The organism is Spirillospora sp. NPDC029432, from assembly GCF_040703975.1.
GTDB lineage: Bacteria > Actinomycetota > Actinomycetes > Streptosporangiales > Streptosporangiaceae > Spirillospora.
Window position 1 is genome coordinate 149,902 of sequence record NZ_JBEZWH010000005.1, and the last position, 17,719, is coordinate 167,620.

Below are 17,719 nucleotides of genomic sequence, written 5' to 3' on the forward strand. Positions count from 1 at the left end.
CCTCTGGGCAGTCGGGGGAGCCAAACATCAGCACGCGGCCGGAAGGCCGGTCTAGAGCGACGTTCTAATTGAGGGAGGCGACGCAACGGGCGGCCCCGCGGATTGTGAGGCACCACAATCCGCGCGTTGTGAGCGGAACGCGTCTGGCCAGGCGCCGCACCCCGATGGCACCATGGCGCCACCCCGAGGGGAGGAGGTACGTGTGGCGATCACGACGTCGTCGCCGGACCGGTCCGGAGCCGCGATCCTGCGCAAGGCGGTCGCGCGGCTGTCCGACCGGCTCCCCGACCTGGCCGACCGGCTGGTGGCCGAGATCCTGCGCGGCGAGGACTGGGAGCGCCCGTCCGGCCTGCGCGACGACCTGTGGCAGGTGTGCCATGTCGGGCTCGGCCACGGCATGGAGGCCATCCTGGACCCCGAACGCGGCCGCACCGACCTGGAGTGGGCCGAACGGCTCGGCCGGCGCCGCGCCGAGCAGGGCCAGCCCCTCGACCAGCTGCTGCGCTCGTACCGGCTGGCGGGCATGGTGTTCTGGGAGGCCGTCGTGGAGGCGGTCGCCCAGGACGAGCCCGCGCACGTGCCGACGCTCGTCCGGCACGCGACCCGGACCTGGTACACCATCGACGAGCAGTCCAGCACGGCCGCGGCCGCGTACCACCGCACCGAGTACGACCTGCTGCGCCGCAGCGAGGAGCGGGTGCAGGCGGTCGTGGACGCGCTGCTCGAAGGGCACGGCGTCGACGGTGGCCTGCTGGCCACCGCCAACGAGGTGCTCGGGCTGCCCGAGCAGGGCCGGTACGCGGTCGTGGTGCTCGGCCAGTCCGAGATGCCCGACCGGCCCGGCGGCGCGGCCGGCCCGCTCGGCGACGGCCCGGCGCCGGCGTCGGGGGCGGCGTCTTCAGCGTCCTCGGCGTCTTCAGTGTCCTCAGCGTCTTCAGTGTCCTCAGCGTCCTCAGTGTCCTCATCCGCCGGCGCGATCCGCTTCATCTGGCGGATGCGCGCCGACACCCAGGTCGCCCTCGTGGCGCTGGGCGGCGCGAGCCTGGACGAGCTGATCGAGACGCTGCGCCCGCACGTGCGCGCGCACGCCGGCGTCAGCCCGATCGTGTTCACGCTGGCCGAGCTGGGCACCGCGCGCTGGCTGGCCGAGCTGGCGCTGCGCACCTGCTGGTCCGCCGAGCCCGAGATCGCGCTGCTCGACCGCCGGCTGCCGAGCGCGCTGGTGGTCTCCCAGCCCCGGCTCGCCGGCCGGCTGGGGCGTACCGTGCTCGGCCCGCTGTACGAGATCGACCCCGCGTACCGCGACGTCCTGCTGTCGACGCTCACCACCTGGCTGGCGTGCGACGGCTCGGCCGCCCGCGCCGCCGCGAAGCTGTACTGCCACCACAACACGGTGCTCAACCGGCTGCGGCGGATCGAGCAGCTCACCGGCCGGCAGCTCGCCCGGCCGAACGACCTGACCGAGGTCGTGCTGGCGCTGAGCGCCGTCCGGCTGCTGGACAGCACCCCGGGCTCCGGCCTCGACGGCTGACCCGGGCCGCCCCCGGAATCCGGCGACCGCCCCGCCCTCAGGGCGGGGCGGTCTCGCGTCTTCCCGGGAGGGGAAGCGCCGATGGCGGCCGCGCGTCGCGCGGCCGCCATCGGATCGTTCCGTGCTCCGGAGTTACGAGCTGGGGCAGGTGTTGCGGTACTCGGAGATCTCCCGCTCACCGCTGGGCGGCGGGCAGATGAACTGCTCGTAGCGGGTGTCGTTGTCGATGAAGCGCTTGAGCCACGAGATGCTGTACTTCGCGATCGTGGTGTTGGAGGTGTTGGGCGCGAAGTGGCTGGCGCCGGCCAGCTCCAGGTACGCCTTCTCCGCGCTCGCCGGGATGCTGTTGTAGAACGGCTCGGAGTGCGAGGTCACCGACGCGACCGAGTCGTTCTGGGCGCCGATGATCATGGTCGGGACCTGGATCCGGGACCAGTTCTTGGTCAGGTTCCACGGGGTGAGCGGGATCGAGGCCTGGAGGTTCGGCCGGTCGTTGGAGACCTCCAGCGAGCCGCCGCCGCCCATCGAGTGGCCCATCACGCCGAGCCGGGTCGCGTCGATCCGGCTGCGCACCGAGCTGCGCTGGGTCAGGTAGTCGAGCGCGGCGGCCAGCTGGTCGCCGCGGCTGGCGGGCTGGTCGTACCGGCTGTTGGTGTCGATCGTGAAGACCACGAAGCCCTGCGAGGCCAGCCGTGGACCGTACCAGGACATGCTCGACTGGTCGGCGGTGAAGCCCGGCGCGACCGCGACCGCGCCGAACGTGCCCTCGCTGGTGCTGGTCGGGTAGTAGATCGTTCCGCCGCCGAAGCCGGTGACGCTCAGCGAGGAGACGCTCGTCTGGGAGGTCGCGAACGGTCCGCGCGCGGCCTCGATGCTGGCCTCGGTCGGGGCCGGGCCGCGCTCGTACGGGTTGGCGGCGCGCACCGCCGGGGCGGCGGGCGCGGCCTGCGCGGTGGCCGGGACGGCGGCCAGGGTGCCGCCGGCCAAGGCGAGGGCGAGGGCCGCCTTGGCCGCGATCCGGCCGCCGCGGCGGCGGGCGTACATGCCCGTTCTGAGGGACGGTGCTTCGTCGGGGGTGATGCTGCGGGACTGCATGCCGACGCACTCCTGTTCGGGATGGGAAGGCGGCGGCCGCCGGATCGTCGGGGGTGCGGCGCCGCCTCCGCGGGTATCGACGTCGGCAATGGTGAAGCGCCCCGGGCGCGCGCACATCGGTGTAATCGCCCGTTACGGCGAGCGATGGGAAGATCACCAGGAGAAGGGTCAGCCGCCGATGCGGTTCGACAGCGCCCGCAGGAAGATCTTGACGATCTGGTCGGGGCTCTCGGCGACGTACACGCCGCCGGGGGTGACCTCGGCGATCCGCCGCAGCTCGCGGGTGTCCACGTTCCGGCCCACCCCGATCATGATCACCTGCACCGGGCGCCGCGGGTCGCCGATCTCGCGCAGCTCCGCCAGCGTCTCGCGCAGCGACGGGCCGCCCGGGTCGTCGTTGCCCTTGCCGTCGGTGAAGAGCAGGACGGTGTTGCCGAACTCCGGCTTGTAGGTGCGGGTCATCTCCCGGTACGCGGCGGTCAGCGTCTCGTACAGCCCGGTGTCGCCGGTGACCTTCGGCTTCAGCGAGCCGAGCGTGGACAGGACGAGCTGCCGGCGCGTCGCGGAGCCGATCCGTTCACCGAGCGGGCCGACCGGGACCAGCTCCCGCCAGTCCTCGCCGCCGCGGAGCTTGGTGGAGAACTCCCACACGCCCAGCTCGGTGTCGTTGGCCATCATGCTGAGCCCGCCCTGCGCGGTCCGCGCGGTCGCCTGCAACCGGGTCGTGCCGGGCGCGATCGGCTCGGCCATGGTGCCGGAGATGTCGACCAGGGTGAGCATCCGGATGCCGAGCGACAGCCGCGACCACGCCTGCATGACGTCCCGTACGGCGGCGGGCTTGGGCGCGGGCAGCTCGCGCGGGCGCTGCGGGCTGGTGCCGGTCGCCGTGCCGAACGTGTCCGGCGCCTTCCCGTCCGGCGTGCGGAACCCCAGCCCGCGCACGGCGGTGCGGGTCTCCTCGGCGGCGAGCGCCGTCTCCAGCAGCCGCGCCGCGCTCCGCCGGGCCGCGTCGGTGGTCGTGATGGCGACGGGGTGGTCCAGGGAGAGCGAGCCCTCCTGCGGGTACAGCGCCACCGCCGGCTCGGCCGGGCCGGTGCGGTTGAACGCCCACACCGCCTGCTCGGAGGCCAGCGCGATCGGCCGCTTGCCCGACCTCTGCGGCCGGAACCGCGCGAACTGGGCCTGCACGGTCGGCTGGACGCTCTCCCGCACGGTGCGGACGATCCCGGTGAAGATGGACTCCTTGTTCGGGTCGTTCGCCAGCAGGATGTTGGTGACGATCAGCGCGTTCATCCCGGTGGCGTCGCGGGCCGGGTCGGGTGTCAGCAGCCGTACCGTGCCGGGCGGGATCATCTGGTTCTTGGTCACCGCGCCGCCCGCCGTACCGCCGGCGGCCTGGAGGAGGTTGTCCCAGGACGGCGCGGCGGTGATGCCGCGTTCCCTGAGCGCGACGGCCAGGGTGCGGGGCAGCGCGACCACGATCGGGCTGCGCGCGACCGAGGTGCGGGTCGTCTCGATCCTGACGGGTTGCCGGCCGCGGCCCGCCATCGCGATCCAGGACGAGGAGTCGGGGATCCAGACGTCCGGCACGCGGTCGGCCGGGCCCGCGCTCTGCCCGCCCAGCAGCGCCGCCATCGCGGCCGGGTCGGCCTTGCGCACCACGGCCTTGGCGCACCGCGCGCCGCCCCGCCCGATCCGCTGCTGCAGTCCCCCGGCCCTGGGGCTGGCGGCGGCGGTGCCGAGGCCCACCGGGTTGCGGTCGGCGTTGAACCGCCTGGCCGCTCCGCTCACCGCGGGCTCGACGCCCGGCGCCACGGCCACGTCCAGCGTGATCACCTTGTCGCCCGAGCAGGTGGCGCCGGCGGACGCGAACGCGTACACGCCGATCCCCAGCAGGACGGTGAGCACGATCGCGCCCGCGAGCGGCACGAGCACCGCCGCCTTCCCCCGGCCGGGCCGGCCGAAGTGCCCGGTGGCCTGATGAGGTCCGCTCACGGCCGTCCTCGTTTCCGTGGAGAGGAGTGCGAGATGGAGAGGGTGGGAGCGTGACGTAAGTCATACACATTCCGCGGCCGTTTCGCTAGGCCATTCGGGCGTATCCGTATTGCTGTGAAAAGGGCGTTATGTATGGATCGTTCCGAGCCAGGAGAGCGCCGCGTCCACGGTGGCCACGGCCGGTACGCCGGCCGGCGCGGGAGGCCGGTCCACCATCACCACCGGCAGGCCCAGGACGCGTGCCGCTGCGAGCTTGGCCGCCGTCGCCGTACCGCCGCTGTCCTTGGTGACGAGGGCGTCGATCGCGTGCTCGCGCATCAGCGCGGTCTCGTCCGCCACGGTGAACGGCCCGCGCCCCAGCACCACCCGCCCGCGCGGCGGCAGCGGCGGCTCCGGCGGATCGACCGCGCGGACCAGGAACCAGCGGCGGCCGTCCCGGGCGAACGCCGCGAGGTCCTGGCGCCCGATCGTCAGGAAGATCCGCTGACCGGGGAGGGCGCCGGCGGCCGCCTCCAGCGAGGGGACGCGGCGCCAGTCGTCCCCGGGGCCCTCCGACCAGCCGGGGCGCCTGAGCAGCAGCAGCGGCACGCCCGCCCGCCGCGCGGCGGTCACCGCCGACCCGGTGATCCGCGCGGCGAACGGGTGGGTGGCGTCGACCACCGCGCCGATCCGCTCCGCCGCCAGCCACCCGGCGAGCCCGTCCGCCCCGCCGAAGCCGCCGATCCGGGTCGTGCCGGCGCGGTCCGCCGGGGACGCGACGCGGCCGGCGAGCGAGCTGACGACCTCGAACCCGGGCCGCCCGGCCAGCGCACCGGCCAGCCGCCGCCCCTCGGCGGTGCCGCTGAGCAGGAGGACGCGCACGGCAGCAGCGTAGGCCGGTCGCCGGCGGCACGCGCGGTGGGTGCAAGGTAGGGCCGTGAGTTCTCTTCGGTACGGGTGGACGACCGGCGCGTGCGCGACCGCCGCGACCAAGGCGGCGTACGGCGCGCTGCTGACCGGCGAGTTCCCCGACCCGGTCGAGATCACCCTCCCGAAGGGGCAGACGCCCGCGTTCGCGCTCGCCGTCGAGGAGCTGTCGGACGGCGCCGCGACGGCCGGGATCGTCAAGGACGCCGGGGACGACCCGGACGTCACGCACGGCGCGCTCGTCCGCGCGACCGTCCGGCACGGCGCCCCGGGGACGGGCGTGGTGTTCCGCGCCGGGCCGGGCGTCGGAACGGTCACCAAGCCGGGCCTCCCGCTGGACGTCGGCGAGCCGGCGATCAACCCGGTGCCCCGCCGGATGATGCGCGAGGTCCTCGGGGACGCCGACACGATCGTGGAGATCTCGGTGGACGGCGGCGCGGAGCTGGCCCGGCACACCTGGAACCCGCGGCTCGGCATCCTCGGCGGCCTGTCGATCCTCGGCACCACCGGCGTCGTCGTCCCGTACTCATGCTCGGCCTGGATCGACAGCATCCGGCGCGGCGTGGACGTGGCCCGCGCCGCCGGTCGCACGCACGTCGCGGGCGCGACCGGCAGCACGTCCGAGAGGGTCGCCGCCGAGCTGCACGGGCTCCCGGAGGACGCGCTGCTGGACATGGGCGACTTCGCGGGCGCCGTGCTCAAGTACGTGCGGCGCCACCCGGTGCCGCGGCTGACGATCGCGGGCGGCATCGGGAAGATCGCCAAGCTGGCGGCCGGGCATCTGGACCTGCACTCCAAGCGCTCCCAGGTCGACTTCGCCCTGCTGGCGGACCTGGCCGCCGCGGCCGATCCGGAGGCGGCCGAGCGGGTGCGGGCGGCGAACACGGCGCTGGAGGCGCTGCGGATCTGCGCCGCGGCCGGGCTGCCGCTGGGTGACCTGGTCGCGGCGCGGGCGCGCGGGGTCGCGCTGGACGTGCTGCGCGGCGCCCCCGTCGAGGTGGACGTCGTCGTGATCGACCGTGCCGGGACGATCGTGGGCCGCGCCCCCTAGGTGTGCTTGGCCGCCGCCCACTGGAGGACGGGGAGCTGCGGGCGCCAGGCCGTGAAGCCGCCGAGCGGCGCGGCGCGGTCGACGGCGATGCGGGCCAGGTCGCCGCCGAGCCGCCCGTACGCGTCCAGGAGGGTGCGCTCGCCCTCGACCGTGACCGTGTTCGCGACGAGCCGGCCGCCGGGGCGCAGCGCGTCCCAGCAGGCGCCGATCATGCCGGGGGCGGTGAGGCCGCCGCCGACGAAGACCGCGTCCGGCGCCTCTTCCAGGCCGGCCAGCGCCGCCGGTGCCGTCCCGGTCACGACGGCCAGGCCGGGGACGCCGAGGGCGGCGGCGTTCGCGGTGATCCGCGCGGCGCGCTCGGGGAGGTCCTCGATGGCGACCGCGCGGCACTCCGGGTGCGCGCGCATCCACTCGATCGCGACGCTGCCCGCGCCCGCGCCGACGTCCCACAGCAGCTCCCCGGGGGCTGGGGCGAGGCGGGCCAGGGTGATCGCCCGCACTTCGCGCTTGGTGAGCTGGCCGTCATGGTCGTACGACGCGTCCGGAAGGCCGGGAACGGGGGACGGCGGCACGGTGGGAACGGCGGGCATCGGCAAATCTTACGAGGTCCGTACGGAACCCCTCAGGGCGCGGCCGGGCGGCGTTCCGGCGCTTACGTTCGGTCGCATGCGAGTGCTGCTCACAGGTTCGGCCGGATTCATCGGCTCCCACATCGCCGAGGCCCTGACGGCCTCCGGCCACGAGGTGCGCGGGCTCGACCTGAGGCCGGGCGGGGGGACCGGAGAGACCGGACAGGCCGGACAGGCCGGAGAGACCGGGGACGTGCGGGACGCCGCCGCGGTGGCGCGCGGCCTGCGCGGCGTGGACGCGGTGTGCCACCAGGCCGCGATGGTCGGGCTCGGCGTGGACGTCTTCGACCTGCCCGCGTACACGAGTGCGAACGTCCAGGGCACGGCGGTGCTGCTGGCCGAGATGGCGCGGGCGCGCGTCGGCCGGCTCGTCCTGGCGTCCTCGATGGTGGTGTACGGGGAGGGCGCCTACACCTGCCGCGCGCACGGCGCCGTGCGGCCAGGCCCCCGTACGGAGGGGGACCTGCTGGCCGGCCGGTACGATCCCGGCTGCCCCGCGTGCGGCGCGCCGCTGGAGCCCGGCGCCGTCCAGGAGGGGACGGCCCCCGACCCGCGGAACGTCTACGCGGACACGAAGCTGGCGCAGGAGCATCTCGCCGCCTCCTGGGCGCGCATGACCGGCGGAACGGTCGCGGCACTGCGCTACCACAACGTGTACGGCCCGCGGATGCCGCTGGACACGCCCTACGCGGGAGTGGCCGCGCTGTTCAGATCGCGCTTGGAGCGGGGTGAGGCGCCTCTCGTCTACGAGGACGGGCGGCAGCGGCGCGACTTCGTGCACGTGCACGACGTGGCGCGCGCGAACGTCCTCGCCCTCGAACACCTCGCCCTCGAACACCTGGCCGGCGCGAGCGACGACCCCGAGCAGCACGCTGACACCGGCACGCTCCCCACGGCCGGCGTCCCCAGCGCGGCCGCCGGTGGGCTTCGCGCGTACAACATCGCCAGCGGAGAGCCCCGTTCCATCGCGGACATGGCCGAAGCCTTGGCGGACGTCTACGGCGGGCCTGCGCCGCAGGTGACCGGCGGCTTCCGGTTGGGCGACGTACGGCACATCGTGGCGAGCCCCAAGCGCGCGCGGGACGAGCTCGGATTCGTGGCCGAAGTGCCGTTCTCGGAAGGGATGGCAGGGTTCGCCGGGGTGGCCGTGGGGGCGGGGACGAATGGTTGACGTCATCCTGCCCTGCCTCAACGAGGAGGAGGCGCTCCCATGGGTGCTGGCACGCATGCCCGACGGATTCCGCCCGATCGTCGTGGACAACGCGTCCACCGATGACTCGGCGGCGGTCGCGTCCGCCTATGGCGCGCACGTCGTGCACGCACCGCAACGCGGTTTCGGTGCCGCCTGCCACGCCGGCCTGCTAGCGGCCACAGCGGACGTCGTATGCGTGATGGACGCGGACGCCTCCCTGGATCCAGGCGAGCTGCCCCGCATGGTCGGCGCGCTAGGGGCGCTAGGGGATGGGCCGTCGCTCGTACTGGGGCGGCGCCGCCCGCACGGGCGCGGCGCCTGGCCCCTGCACGCGCGCCTCGGCAACTCCGTACTGGCGCGCTCCCTCAACCGGCGGGCGCGTACCGTCCTGCACGACCTCGGCCCCATGCGGGCGGCGCGCCGGGACGGCCTGCTCGGGCTGGAGCTGGCCGACCGCCGCTTCGGCTACCCCCTCGAAATGGTGCTGAAGGCCGCCGCGGCCGGCTGGCGGATCACCGAGCTGGACGTCGCGTACCGGCCCCGGCGCGGCCGTTCCAAGGTCACCGGAACGGTCGGCGGCACCGTCCGGGCCGTCCGCGACATGCGCCGCGTCCTCGCCGAGGTCGCGCCGTGACCGCCGACCTGCTCGTGATCGCCAAGGAGCCCGTCCCCGGCCGGGTGAAGACCCGCCTCACGCCGCACTACACGGCCGAGGAGGCCGCCCGCCTGGCCGAGGCGGCCCTCGCCGACACCCTCGCCACCGTCGCCGCCACCCCGGCCGGCGCCCGCACCCTGGCCCTGCGGGGGCGGCCGGGGTCCTGGCTGCCGCCCGGCCTGCGGGTGATCCCGCAGCACGGCGGCGGCCTCGACGAACGACTCGCGCACGCCTTCGACGACGCGTACGACGGCCGCCCGATCGTGCTGATCGGCATGGACACCCCGCAGGTCACGCCCGCCCTCCTGGAACGGGCCGGGCGCGCGCTGCGGACGTCCGGCGCGGTCTTCGGCCCGGCGGCCGACGGCGGGTTCTGGCTGCTCGGCCTCGCCCGCCCCGACGCCGGCCTGCTGCGCGGCGTGCCGATGTCGCGCCCCGACACCGGCCGGATCCAGCTGGCGAGGCTGCGCGCCGCCGGGCTGGACGTCGCGACGCTGCCGCGGCTGACCGACGTGGACACCGCCGCCGACGCGGCCGAGGTCGCCGCGCTGGCCCCGCACGGCCGCTTCGCCGCCGCCGTCCTCGCCGGGGCCGCGCCGTGATCGGGGACCTGTACGAGCGCGCCCTGGAGGGTCGCGGCGGCGTCGAGGTCGAGGACGGCGCGGGCCGCCGCCGCCCGCTGCCGGTCGAGGAGTGGATGGCGCCGCGGCCCGGCGACGCCGCCCTGCTCGACCGTTGCGACGGCCCCACGCTGGACGTCGGCTCCGGTCCCGGCCGGCTCACCGTCGCGCTGACCGAGCGCGGCCTGCTCGCGCTCGGCATCGACGTCGCGCCGTACGCGGTCGCGCTCACCGTCGCCGCGGGCGGCCCGGCGCTGCGCCGCGACGTGTTCGACGCGGTGCCCGGCGCCGGGATCTGGACGACCGTCCTGCTGGCCGACGGCAACATCGGCATCGGCGGCGACCCGGCCGCGCTGCTGCGCCGCGTCCTGGGCCTGCTCGCGCCCGGCGGCCGCGTCCTGGCCGAGGTGACGGGGCCGGGGACGCGCTCGTACGCCGAACGCGTCCGGCTCCGTACCGGGCAGGCCGTCGGGGAGTGGTTCCCGTGGGCGTGGGTGTCCGCGGACGACATGGCGGATCTCGCCGCCCGTTGCGGGGCCGCCGTCACCGAGATCTGGGAGGAGGCGGACCGGTGGTTCGTCGCCCTGAGCCCCTGACGCCCCCGGCGGAGCGGTTCACGAGCCCGCTGCACGACGAACGCGTCGCGGCCTGGCTCGGCATGGCCCTGGGGCTCTCCTTCGGTACGGCCTTCGCGACCGGCCTCTTCAGTCACTTCATGCAGCATCCCCCGGACTGGATGTACTGGCCGTCCCGTCCGGTCAACCTGTACCGCGTCACTCAGGGGCTGCACGTCATCGGTGGCCTGGCGACCATCCCGCTGCTGCTGGCCAAGCTGTGGACTGTCTACCCGAAGCTCCTGCAATGGCCACCGGTGCGTTCCGTAGGGCACGCGATCGAACGAGCGCTCATCCTCCTGCTCGTGGGGGCGTCCCTCTTCCAGCTCGCCACCGGGCTGTTCAACATCGCCTACTGGTATCCGTTCCCGTTCTTCTTCCCTACGGCCCACTACTGGACGGCCTACATCCTGATGGGCGCCCTGGTCATCCACGTGGCGAACGAATGGGCGAAGGTACGCCGTACGGTCATGACCCGACCGGAAGACACCATCGGCAGGCGCCGCTTCCTACTGACGGTCGCCGCCGCCGGGGGAGCGGTGACGGTCACCACCGTGGGCGAGACCTTCACGCCTCTAGCGGACCTCGCCGTGCTGGCTCCCCGCCGTCCGGGAGTAGGACCCCAAGCCCTTCCCGTGAACAAGACGGCGCAGGCCGCGGGCATCGCGAGAGTCGGCCCGTCCTGGCGTCTGCAAGTACAGGGACCTGTGGACCTCACCTTCTCCCTGCAAGACCTCCACACCCGCTTCCCCGCCCATACCGCGCGCTTGCCCATCGCCTGCGTGGAGGGCTGGAGCGCGAGCGGCACCTGGGAGGGCGTACGCCTCCGCGACATCCTCCGGACGGCCGGCGCCCCCGAAGACGCCCGCGTACGGATCGAGTCGATGGAACGCGGCGGCCTCTACCGGACGTCCTGGGTCGACCCGCCCCACTGGCACGACCCCCTGACCCTGCTGGCCCTCAGGCTGAACGGCTCGCCCCTCGACCTCGACCACGGCCACCCGTGCCGACTCATCGCCCCGAACCGGCCCGGCGTCCAGCAGACGAAATGGGTCCACCGCCTGGTGATCACGTGAAGGCCCGCCTCACCGCCTGCACCGTGGGCGGCGCCCTCATCGCCTTCGGCCTGTGGGGAATCCTCACGTCCACCGATTCCGCCCCCGCCGACTGGGCTTTGTGGCTGGGGGGAGCGGCGATCGTCCACGATGCCGTACTGGTCCCGGTGGTCCTCCTGGCGGGTGCCCTGACCACCCGCCTGCCCGCCACCTGGAAACACCGCGTCCAAGCCGCGCTCCTGATCGCCGGAACGGTGACGCTGGTGGCCCTCCCCATGGTCCTCGGCCTGGGTGAACGACCCGACAACCCGTCCCTGCTCCCCCTTCCGTACACCCGCAACCTCCTGCTGGTCATAGCTGTCACCGCAGCCTTGGCCTTCGTGGCCCGCCGCCCGCGCCGTCCCCGGAAATCGACCGGTGAGTAGCCGAGGGCGACCTCCGAACCGCGAGAAAGAGGCGGCGGGGCGTTCGCTGGAACGGCCGGGCCGCGGAGGCCGAGTCGCGGTCCTGGTCTGGGTGTTTCTAGTGGTGGCGGCCTTCCTCGTCGGGTACGTGCTCCGGCGGGCGGGCCTCGCCACCGAGGACGAGCTCCCTCCGCTGCACGCCCGCTTCCGCGTGCTGACGTGGCAGATCGTTCCGGCCGCCTGCGCGGCCGCCGTCGCCGTGGCGGTACTGCCGTACGCGGCACGGCGCATGTCCTGGCGCGCTCTCCTGCTGACGTCGTGGGGTGCCGCGAGTGTGTGGACGGTCGTGCTCGCTCTGAGCGACGGGCTCGGCGCCTTGCGGCGGCCCCTGGACGCGCCCACCGAATACCCCGCCGGGTTGGGTGCCGTACGCGCCGACCCTCTCGGGTGGATCCGTACGTTCACCGAGGAACTGCACGGCTACACCACCCATATACGGGGGCATCCGCCGCTGCCGACGCTCGTCCTATGGGCGCTGGAGGAGGTGGGGCTGCGCGGTACGGGCTGGTCCGCCGCGTTCATCATCGCCATCGGGACGTCCTCCGTGGCCGCCATCGCCATGACCGCGCGTTCCGTCGCGGGCGAGGACGCCGCGCGCCGCGCGCTGCCGTTCCTGGTACTGGCGCCGCTCACACTCTGGATCGCCACCTCCATGGACGCCCTGTTCCTGGGCGCCGGCGCGTGGGCGGCGGCCCTCACGGCCAGGCGAGGCGGCCTTCTCGCAGCCGCGGGGGCCGGGCTGCTGCTCGGCGCGCTGCCGTACCTGAGCTACGGGCTGCTGCCGTTCTTCGCGATCCCGCTGGCGGTCGTCGTACTGACCCGGCCGAGCCGCCGGTTTCTCGCCGTCCTTCTCTGCTGCGCCGCCGCCGTCCCTCTGGCGTTCACGCTCGGCGGGTTCTGGTGGCTGGACGGGGTGGCCGCGACCCACGAGACGTACGCCGTCAGCCGCGGATCGGCGCAGCGCTCCTACGCCTACTTCGTGTTCGCCAACATCGCCGTCCTGGCGCTCCTGGTGGGGCCGGCGACGGCGCACGCCCTGGCGCGAGCGCCGTTCCGTGACCGTCCGATCGCCTGGCTGGTGGGAGCCGCCCTGATCGGCCTGCTCGCGCTCGACCTGTCGGGCGTGACCAGAGGTGAGGTCGAACGCATCTGGATCCCGTACGCCGCCTGGGTCGTCCTGGCCGCGGCCCGCCACGCCCCTCCGGCACGCGGCTGGCTCGCCACCCAGGCCGCGCTCACCTTAGGAGTGCAGGCCCTCGTCCTCTCGCACTGGTGAGAGCAGGTGGTGAGCGAGCGCGCCGCCTTCCATTGGACGGGAGGATCTGGCCGGATCCGGGCAAGAAAGTGCACCAAAGTCGCGAATGTAGTCAGATGTGTTACCGCGCACCATCGCTCACTCTGGTGCGGCCAGCTGGGAATCGCCGGGGGGCGACGTGGGGCATGTCGATCACTTCTCGCACGGGGCGCTGACCCCCGTGCTGGCCTACGCGATGTCGTGCGTCGGCGCGCTGCTCGGCCTGCTGTGCATGGCCCGCGCCCGTACCTCGACCGGATCGTCGCGGGCCCAGTGGCTGTCGGTCGCCGCGCTGTCCATCGGCGGCACCGGCATCTGGGTGATGCACTTCATCGCGATGCTGGGCTTCCGGGTCTCCGGCGTGGAGATCCGGTACGACGTGTCGCTCACGCTGATCAGCGCCCTGGTCGCCGTCCTGGTCGTCGGCGCCGGGCTGTTCCTGGTCGGGTACGGCGGCTTCCGGACGAGCGCGCTGCTGGTCGGCGGCGTGTTCACCGGGGCCGGCGTCGCCGCCATGCACTACCTCGGCATGGCGGCGATGAACATGTCCGGCCGCATCGGGTACGCGCCGCTGACCGTGGCCGCGTCCGTGCTGATCGCGGTGGTGGCCGCGACCGCGGCGCTCTGGTTCGCCGTCCGGGTGCGCGGGATGTGGGCGACGCTGGGCGCCTCACTGATCATGGGCGTCGCGGTGAGCGGGATGCACTACACGGGCATGTTCGCCGTGCACGTGCACCCCGACCCGTCCATGACGGCCGTGGGCGGCGCCCGCGTCGCCGACCTGATCGGCCCGCTGATCGTCGGGATCAGCCTGGTCGCGATGCTGCTGCTGGCCATCATCGCCGTCAACCCGCGCGACGAGGAGCCCCGCGGTCCCGCGCCGCGCCCCGACGAGCCCGCCCCGCCGCCGCCCGCCGAGCGGGAACGCCCCGGCAGCCTCTTCGACCCCCGCCACTAGCGGGCGCGGGGACGCGGACCGGCGGGGACGCGGCGCTAGCGGGGCTCCAGGAACTGGACGTCCAGGACGATCTGGACGGTGTCGCCGAGCATGCCGTGCCCGAAGTCGAGCCCGAAGTCGCTGCGCCGGATCGAGCCGCGCGCCTCGAAGCCGGCGTGCCGGCGCTCGTCGACGACCGAGTCCTCGGCGCCGCCGAACTCCACCTCCAGCGTCACCGGGCGGGTGGCCTCGCCGATGGTCAGCTCGCCCTCCATGGACCATTCGTCCCCTTCGCCGGAGACGCGGGTCGACCGGAACGCCATCGTCGGGCGGCGCTCCACGTCCAGCATGTCCGGCGCGAGGACGTGCGCGTCGCGGTCGGCGTTCCCGGTGTCGATCGACGCGATGTCGACGGTGGCGGTGATCGAGATGTCGGCCGGCGTCGCGCCCACGTGGAGCGCGGCGTCCAGCCGGGTGAACCGGCCGCGGACCTTGGAGATGCCCAGGTGGCGGATGGCGAAGCCGGCGGAGGAGTGGGCGGTGTCCAGGTCCCAGCGGCCCTGCTTCAGCGGCAGGGTGGTCGTGTTCGTCGTCATGCCGAGGAGCCTGCCGTCCCGTCCGGGCCCCAGGGAGACCGTGCCAAGGGTGGCCGTGGCAGGGCCACGATGAGCGCCGGCGGCCCGGCTAGCCTCGAAGCGTGAGCGACAACGAGCTGGGCATCTTCCTGCGCGCCCGCCGCGAGGCCGTCACCCCCGCCGACGTCGGCCTGCCGGCCGGACCCCGACGCCGCACCCCCGGCCTGCGCCGTGCCGAACTGGCCACGCTCGCCGGCGTCAGCGTCGAGTACCTCACCCGCCTGGAGCAGGGACGGGACCGCAACCCCTCACCGCAGGTCCTCGGCGCACTCGCCGACGCGCTGCGGCTCCCGTACGAGGAGCGCGGCCACCTCCGCCGCCTCGCCAAGAGCGCCGCCGGCACGTCCGCCTGCCCGGCCTCCGCCCCGCCCGCCGACTCCGTGCGGCCCACCGTCCAGGCCGTGCTCGACCGGCTGGAACCCGCCCCGGCCGTCCTGCTGAACCGGCTCGGCGACGTGCTCGCCCGCACCGGCGCGTACGCCCGCGTCTTCGGGCCCCTCGGCGTCCTGGACGAGCCGCGCCCCAACGTCCTGCGCCACCTGTTCACCGACCCCCGCGCGCGCGACGCCTATCTGGACTGGGACCGCGTCGCCGACGACCGAGTCGCCACCCTCAAGGGCGGCTCCACGCCGGGCGACCCGCACTTCCTGCACATGACCGGCGAACTGGCCGTCACGGCGGGTGCCGCGTTCAGCGGGAGGCTGGCGTCCGTGCCGGCCGTTCCCGTGCCCATCGGAACCGAGCGCCTGGCCCATCCCGAACTCGGCCAGCTCACGCTCGCCTACGAGACCCTCGCCATGCCCGACGACCAGCGGATCCTCGTCCACCTGCCCGCCGACGACGCCACCGCCGCCGCGCTCGACCGGGCCGCCAGGCGCCCGCTCCGCGCCGTCAGATGAACCGGCGCTCCGTCCGGGCCGCTCAGGGGCCCTTGTGGGTGTGGTGGCGTACCAGCCGGGCCAGGTCGGGGGAGTGGCGGGCGATGATCTGGCGGACGCGGGTCTCGGCGAGCGGGCCCAGCGAGTCGTACAGCTCGGCGAAGACCTCGTGGGCGCGGCGGCGGGGCCAGTCGGCGGGGAGCAGCTCCTCCGGCAGCCTCGGGTCGACGCTGGGGAAGCGGATCCAGTCGTACATCAGCCCGGTACGGGCCGGCAGGGCCTCCGCGGTGCCGACGGCCCCGTCCCGCACGCGGCCGAGAAGCGGCTCCCATTCCGCGACGAACGCGTCGTACCCCGCCCGGATGCGGTCCAGGTCCCACGCGTCCACCGGGGTGACGCCCTGCGGGACGCCCGGCAGGGCCTGGGCGGTCAGGACGGCGTAGTTCTCGATCCCCAGCTCGGCGAGGAACCGCCCGGCCTCCTCCTCCCGCTCGTGCGGCGACACCCACACCCCGTCGAACAGGGGCGCGAAGCCGAGCCAGCGCAGCCGTGAACGGACCGAGCGCCGGACGTTCCGGCGGTCCTCGGGCATCGAGAAGACGACCATGCGCCACCGCCCGTCCCACGGCGGCGCGGCGTCCCCGAACAGGATCGCGTTCCGCGACGCGTGGCCGAGCCGCGCCTCCACCGGCAGGCGGCGCGACAGCCCGTAGCCGGTCCGCCGCCCCGTCCTGGACGACTCCAGCACGCCCCGCCGCGCCAGCCGGTTGAGCGCCGCCCGCGCGGCGGCCGGCGAGATGCCGAACTCCCCGAGCAGCGCGACGAGCGCCGCCGACGGGAGGTGGTCGTGCAGCTCGTACCAGTAGTCCCCCAGCAGCGTCAGGAGCAGGTGCTGCGGCTGGGGGCCGCTCTGCGTCCGCGGGAGCCGGACCTCCGGATCGGTGCGCGTATCCGTCACACCGCCCGAGTCTAGAGCCGGCCGGCGCCATCCGGATCACCGAAAAGCCGCAGTTGAGTGAGCGTCAGGACCTCCGATCGCCGTGCTTCGGCGCCCTCGGCGCGCCGCTGTGACGCGTGCACACGGCACCTGCGTCCGGATTGGTACGCCACCCACTCCTCCGCCCGAACCATTGATGCGCCCCCTTCGTCTTGCGACAGTTCAACGTGCGCGCGCCCCAGAAAGTGTTCCGCTTCGATCGGCGACACACCTGCCGACGCCACGGCGGGAGACCTCCTTCCCCGCCCCTACACGAGGAGATCGCATCGTGAACCCCAAACGGTTCATCCGGCGGCTGGCCAAGGCGAGCATCGTCTTCGGGCTGGCCGGCGCGCTGCTGCACGTCCCGGTCGCGCCCGCCCACGCCGCGCCGGGCGGCTCGGGCCCGTACCCCGCCGACTACGAGACCACCCTCCGGCTCCGGAACCACACGATCTACCGGCCCAACACCATCCCCGCCGACGTCAGGCTCCCGATCGTCGCCTGGGGCAACGGCGCCTGCCGCGCCGACGGCACCTGGTTCGAGAACATCCTCAAGGAGTTCGCCTCGCACGGCTTCCTGGTCATCGCGAACGGCCGGCCAGGCGGCTCCGGCCAGACCGACTCGGACATGCTCGTCGACTCCATCGACTGGGCGATCGCCGAGAACAACCGCGTCGGCAGCAAGTACCGCGGCAAGATCGACACCACCAAGGTCGCGGTGATGGGCCAGTCCTGCGGCGGCATCGAGGCGTACGAGGTCTCCAGCACCGACCGCCGCGTCACCACCACCGGCATCTTCAACAGCGGCCTCATGAGCGCGCTCGACAAGCCCATGCTGTCGCGGCTCCGCGCCCCGGTCGGCTACTTCATCGGCGGGCCGTCCGACATCGCGTACGAGAACGCCATGGACGACTGGCGGCGCCTCCCGTCCGGCCTGCCCGCCTTCATGGGCAACCTCGACGTCGGCCACTTCGCCACGTACGACCAGCCCAACGGCGGCGAGTTCGGCCGCGTCGGCTCCGCCTGGATCAGGTGGCAGCTCAAGGGCGACGCCGCTTCCAAGGCCCAGTTCGTCGGCCCCGACTGCGGGCTGTGCAACACCGACTGGGACGTCCTGCAGAAGAACCTGAGCTGACGCACTGCCAGGGGCCGCCGCATATGTGGCAGCCCCTGGCGCTCCCCTGGGAGG

18 protein-coding genes are annotated in these 17,719 nt (G+C 74.1%); 12 read left to right on the top strand and 6 right to left on the bottom strand.

Annotated elements, in window-relative coordinates; all coding sequences use genetic code 11:
* The first annotated feature begins 202 nt into the window (after window positions 1-202).
* The gene (locus AB0881_RS05795; protein WP_366614549.1) at window positions 203-1,531 is read left to right on the top strand and encodes a helix-turn-helix domain-containing protein; all 1,329 of its coding nucleotides are present in this window, start codon (window positions 203-205) and stop codon (window positions 1,529-1,531) included.
* A gap of 132 nt (window positions 1,532-1,663) precedes the next feature.
* Here the strand turns inward: AB0881_RS05795 and AB0881_RS05800 are convergent, their stop codons facing one another.
* The 3 genes from AB0881_RS05800 to AB0881_RS05810 form a co-directional block, all read right to left on the bottom strand.
* Window positions 1,664-2,626 (bottom strand): alpha/beta hydrolase, encoded by a 963-nt coding sequence (locus AB0881_RS05800; RefSeq protein ID WP_366614551.1) that lies wholly within the window; start codon window positions 2,624-2,626, stop codon window positions 1,664-1,666.
* A 168-nt stretch (window positions 2,627-2,794) separates the two neighbouring features.
* Window positions 2,795-4,621, bottom strand: coding sequence for a substrate-binding domain-containing protein (locus AB0881_RS05805; RefSeq protein WP_366614552.1), 1,827 nt, complete (start codon window positions 4,619-4,621; stop codon window positions 2,795-2,797).
* 126 nt (window positions 4,622-4,747) lie between these two features.
* Window positions 4,748-5,482 carry a cobalt-precorrin-6A reductase gene (locus tag AB0881_RS05810; protein ID WP_366614553.1) on the bottom strand — a complete coding sequence of 245 codons (735 nt, stop codon included), beginning with the start codon at window positions 5,480-5,482 and terminating at the stop codon, window positions 4,748-4,750.
* 55 nt (window positions 5,483-5,537) lie between these two features.
* Here AB0881_RS05810 and AB0881_RS05815 point away from each other — a divergent pair, with 55 nt between their 5' ends.
* Window positions 5,538-6,578: a cobalt-precorrin-5B (C(1))-methyltransferase gene (locus tag AB0881_RS05815; RefSeq protein ID WP_366614555.1), complete on the top strand. Its 1,041-nt coding sequence runs from the start codon at window positions 5,538-5,540 to the stop codon at window positions 6,576-6,578.
* Here AB0881_RS05815 and cbiT read toward each other — a convergent pair.
* Entirely contained in the window at window positions 6,575-7,168 is a 594-nt protein-coding gene (cbiT, locus tag AB0881_RS05820; RefSeq protein WP_366614557.1) for a precorrin-6Y C5,15-methyltransferase (decarboxylating) subunit CbiT, read from the bottom strand. The two genes, AB0881_RS05815 and cbiT, sit on opposite strands and share 4 nt — an antisense overlap.
* Window positions 7,169-7,244: 76 nt before the next feature.
* Between cbiT and AB0881_RS05825 the strand changes: the two genes are divergently transcribed.
* The 8 genes from AB0881_RS05825 (at window position 7,245) to AB0881_RS05860 (ending at window position 14,059) form a co-directional block, all read left to right on the top strand.
* Window positions 7,245-8,378 carry an NAD-dependent epimerase/dehydratase family protein gene (locus tag AB0881_RS05825; RefSeq protein WP_366614559.1) on the top strand — a complete coding sequence of 378 codons (1,134 nt, stop codon included), beginning with the start codon at window positions 7,245-7,247 and terminating at the stop codon, window positions 8,376-8,378.
* A complete protein-coding gene (locus AB0881_RS05830; protein ID WP_366614560.1) occupies window positions 8,371-9,033 on the top strand; it encodes a glycosyltransferase family 2 protein in 663 nt (220 codons plus the stop codon). The genes AB0881_RS05825 and AB0881_RS05830 overlap by 8 nt, the downstream gene beginning before the upstream one ends.
* Window positions 9,030-9,656, top strand: coding sequence for a TIGR04282 family arsenosugar biosynthesis glycosyltransferase (locus AB0881_RS05835; RefSeq protein WP_366614562.1), 627 nt, complete (start codon window positions 9,030-9,032; stop codon window positions 9,654-9,656). Before AB0881_RS05830 ends, AB0881_RS05835 begins: the two co-directional genes overlap by 4 nt.
* Window positions 9,653-10,270, top strand: coding sequence for a methyltransferase domain-containing protein (locus tag AB0881_RS05840; protein ID WP_366614563.1), 618 nt, complete (start codon window positions 9,653-9,655; stop codon window positions 10,268-10,270). Before AB0881_RS05835 ends, AB0881_RS05840 begins: the two co-directional genes overlap by 4 nt.
* Window positions 10,246-11,364: a molybdopterin-dependent oxidoreductase gene (locus AB0881_RS05845; protein WP_366614564.1), complete on the top strand. Its 1,119-nt coding sequence runs from the start codon at window positions 10,246-10,248 to the stop codon at window positions 11,362-11,364. The genes AB0881_RS05840 and AB0881_RS05845 overlap by 25 nt, the downstream gene beginning before the upstream one ends.
* The gene (locus tag AB0881_RS05850) at window positions 11,361-11,768 is read left to right on the top strand and encodes a hypothetical protein (protein WP_366614566.1); all 408 of its coding nucleotides are present in this window, start codon (window positions 11,361-11,363) and stop codon (window positions 11,766-11,768) included. Before AB0881_RS05845 ends, AB0881_RS05850 begins: the two co-directional genes overlap by 4 nt.
* A 103-nt stretch (window positions 11,769-11,871) precedes the next feature.
* Window positions 11,872-13,083 (top strand): hypothetical protein, encoded by a 1,212-nt coding sequence (locus AB0881_RS05855; protein WP_366614567.1) that lies wholly within the window; start codon window positions 11,872-11,874, stop codon window positions 13,081-13,083.
* Window positions 13,084-13,240: 157 nt separating this feature from the next.
* Window positions 13,241-14,059, top strand: coding sequence for an MHYT domain-containing protein (locus tag AB0881_RS05860; protein ID WP_366614568.1), 819 nt, complete (start codon window positions 13,241-13,243; stop codon window positions 14,057-14,059).
* Between the two features lie 35 nt (window positions 14,060-14,094).
* On the opposite strand, the gene AB0881_RS05865 is transcribed toward AB0881_RS05860, so the two are convergent.
* A complete protein-coding gene (locus AB0881_RS05865; RefSeq protein ID WP_366614569.1) occupies window positions 14,095-14,634 on the bottom strand; it encodes a YceI family protein in 540 nt (179 codons plus the stop codon).
* Between the two features lie 101 nt (window positions 14,635-14,735).
* Here AB0881_RS05865 and AB0881_RS05870 point away from each other — a divergent pair, with 101 nt between their 5' ends.
* The gene (locus tag AB0881_RS05870) at window positions 14,736-15,572 is read left to right on the top strand and encodes a helix-turn-helix transcriptional regulator (RefSeq protein ID WP_366614570.1); all 837 of its coding nucleotides are present in this window, start codon (window positions 14,736-14,738) and stop codon (window positions 15,570-15,572) included.
* A gap of 22 nt (window positions 15,573-15,594) precedes the next feature.
* Here AB0881_RS05870 and AB0881_RS05875 read toward each other — a convergent pair whose 3' ends face one another.
* On the bottom strand, window positions 15,595-16,509 hold the full coding sequence (locus tag AB0881_RS05875) for a PaaX family transcriptional regulator C-terminal domain-containing protein (RefSeq protein ID WP_366614571.1): 915 nt from the start codon (window positions 16,507-16,509) through the stop codon (window positions 15,595-15,597).
* A 361-nt stretch (window positions 16,510-16,870) separates the two neighbouring features.
* Here AB0881_RS05875 and AB0881_RS05880 point away from each other — a divergent pair, with 361 nt between their 5' ends.
* On the top strand, window positions 16,871-17,665 hold the full coding sequence (locus tag AB0881_RS05880) for an alpha/beta hydrolase (RefSeq protein ID WP_366614691.1): 795 nt from the start codon (window positions 16,871-16,873) through the stop codon (window positions 17,663-17,665).
* The last annotated feature ends 54 nt before the right edge of the window (window positions 17,666-17,719 follow it).

What these genes read in the sequence shown, in the direction of transcription:
- AB0881_RS05800 (WP_366614551.1), bottom strand. Translation starts at nt 2,626, where the DNA reads ATGCAGTCCCGCAGCATCACCCCCGACGAAGCACCGTCCCTCAGAACG.
- cbiT (WP_366614557.1), bottom strand. Translation starts at nt 7,168, where the DNA reads ATGCCCGCCGTTCCCACCGTGCCGCCGTCCCCCGTTCCCGGCCTTCCG.
- AB0881_RS05825 (WP_366614559.1), top strand. Translation starts at nt 7,245, where the DNA reads ATGCGAGTGCTGCTCACAGGTTCGGCCGGATTCATCGGCTCCCACATC.
- AB0881_RS05830 (WP_366614560.1), top strand. Translation starts at nt 8,371, where the DNA reads ATGGTTGACGTCATCCTGCCCTGCCTCAACGAGGAGGAGGCGCTCCCA.
- AB0881_RS05865 (WP_366614569.1), bottom strand. Translation starts at nt 14,634, where the DNA reads ATGACGACGAACACGACCACCCTGCCGCTGAAGCAGGGCCGCTGGGAC.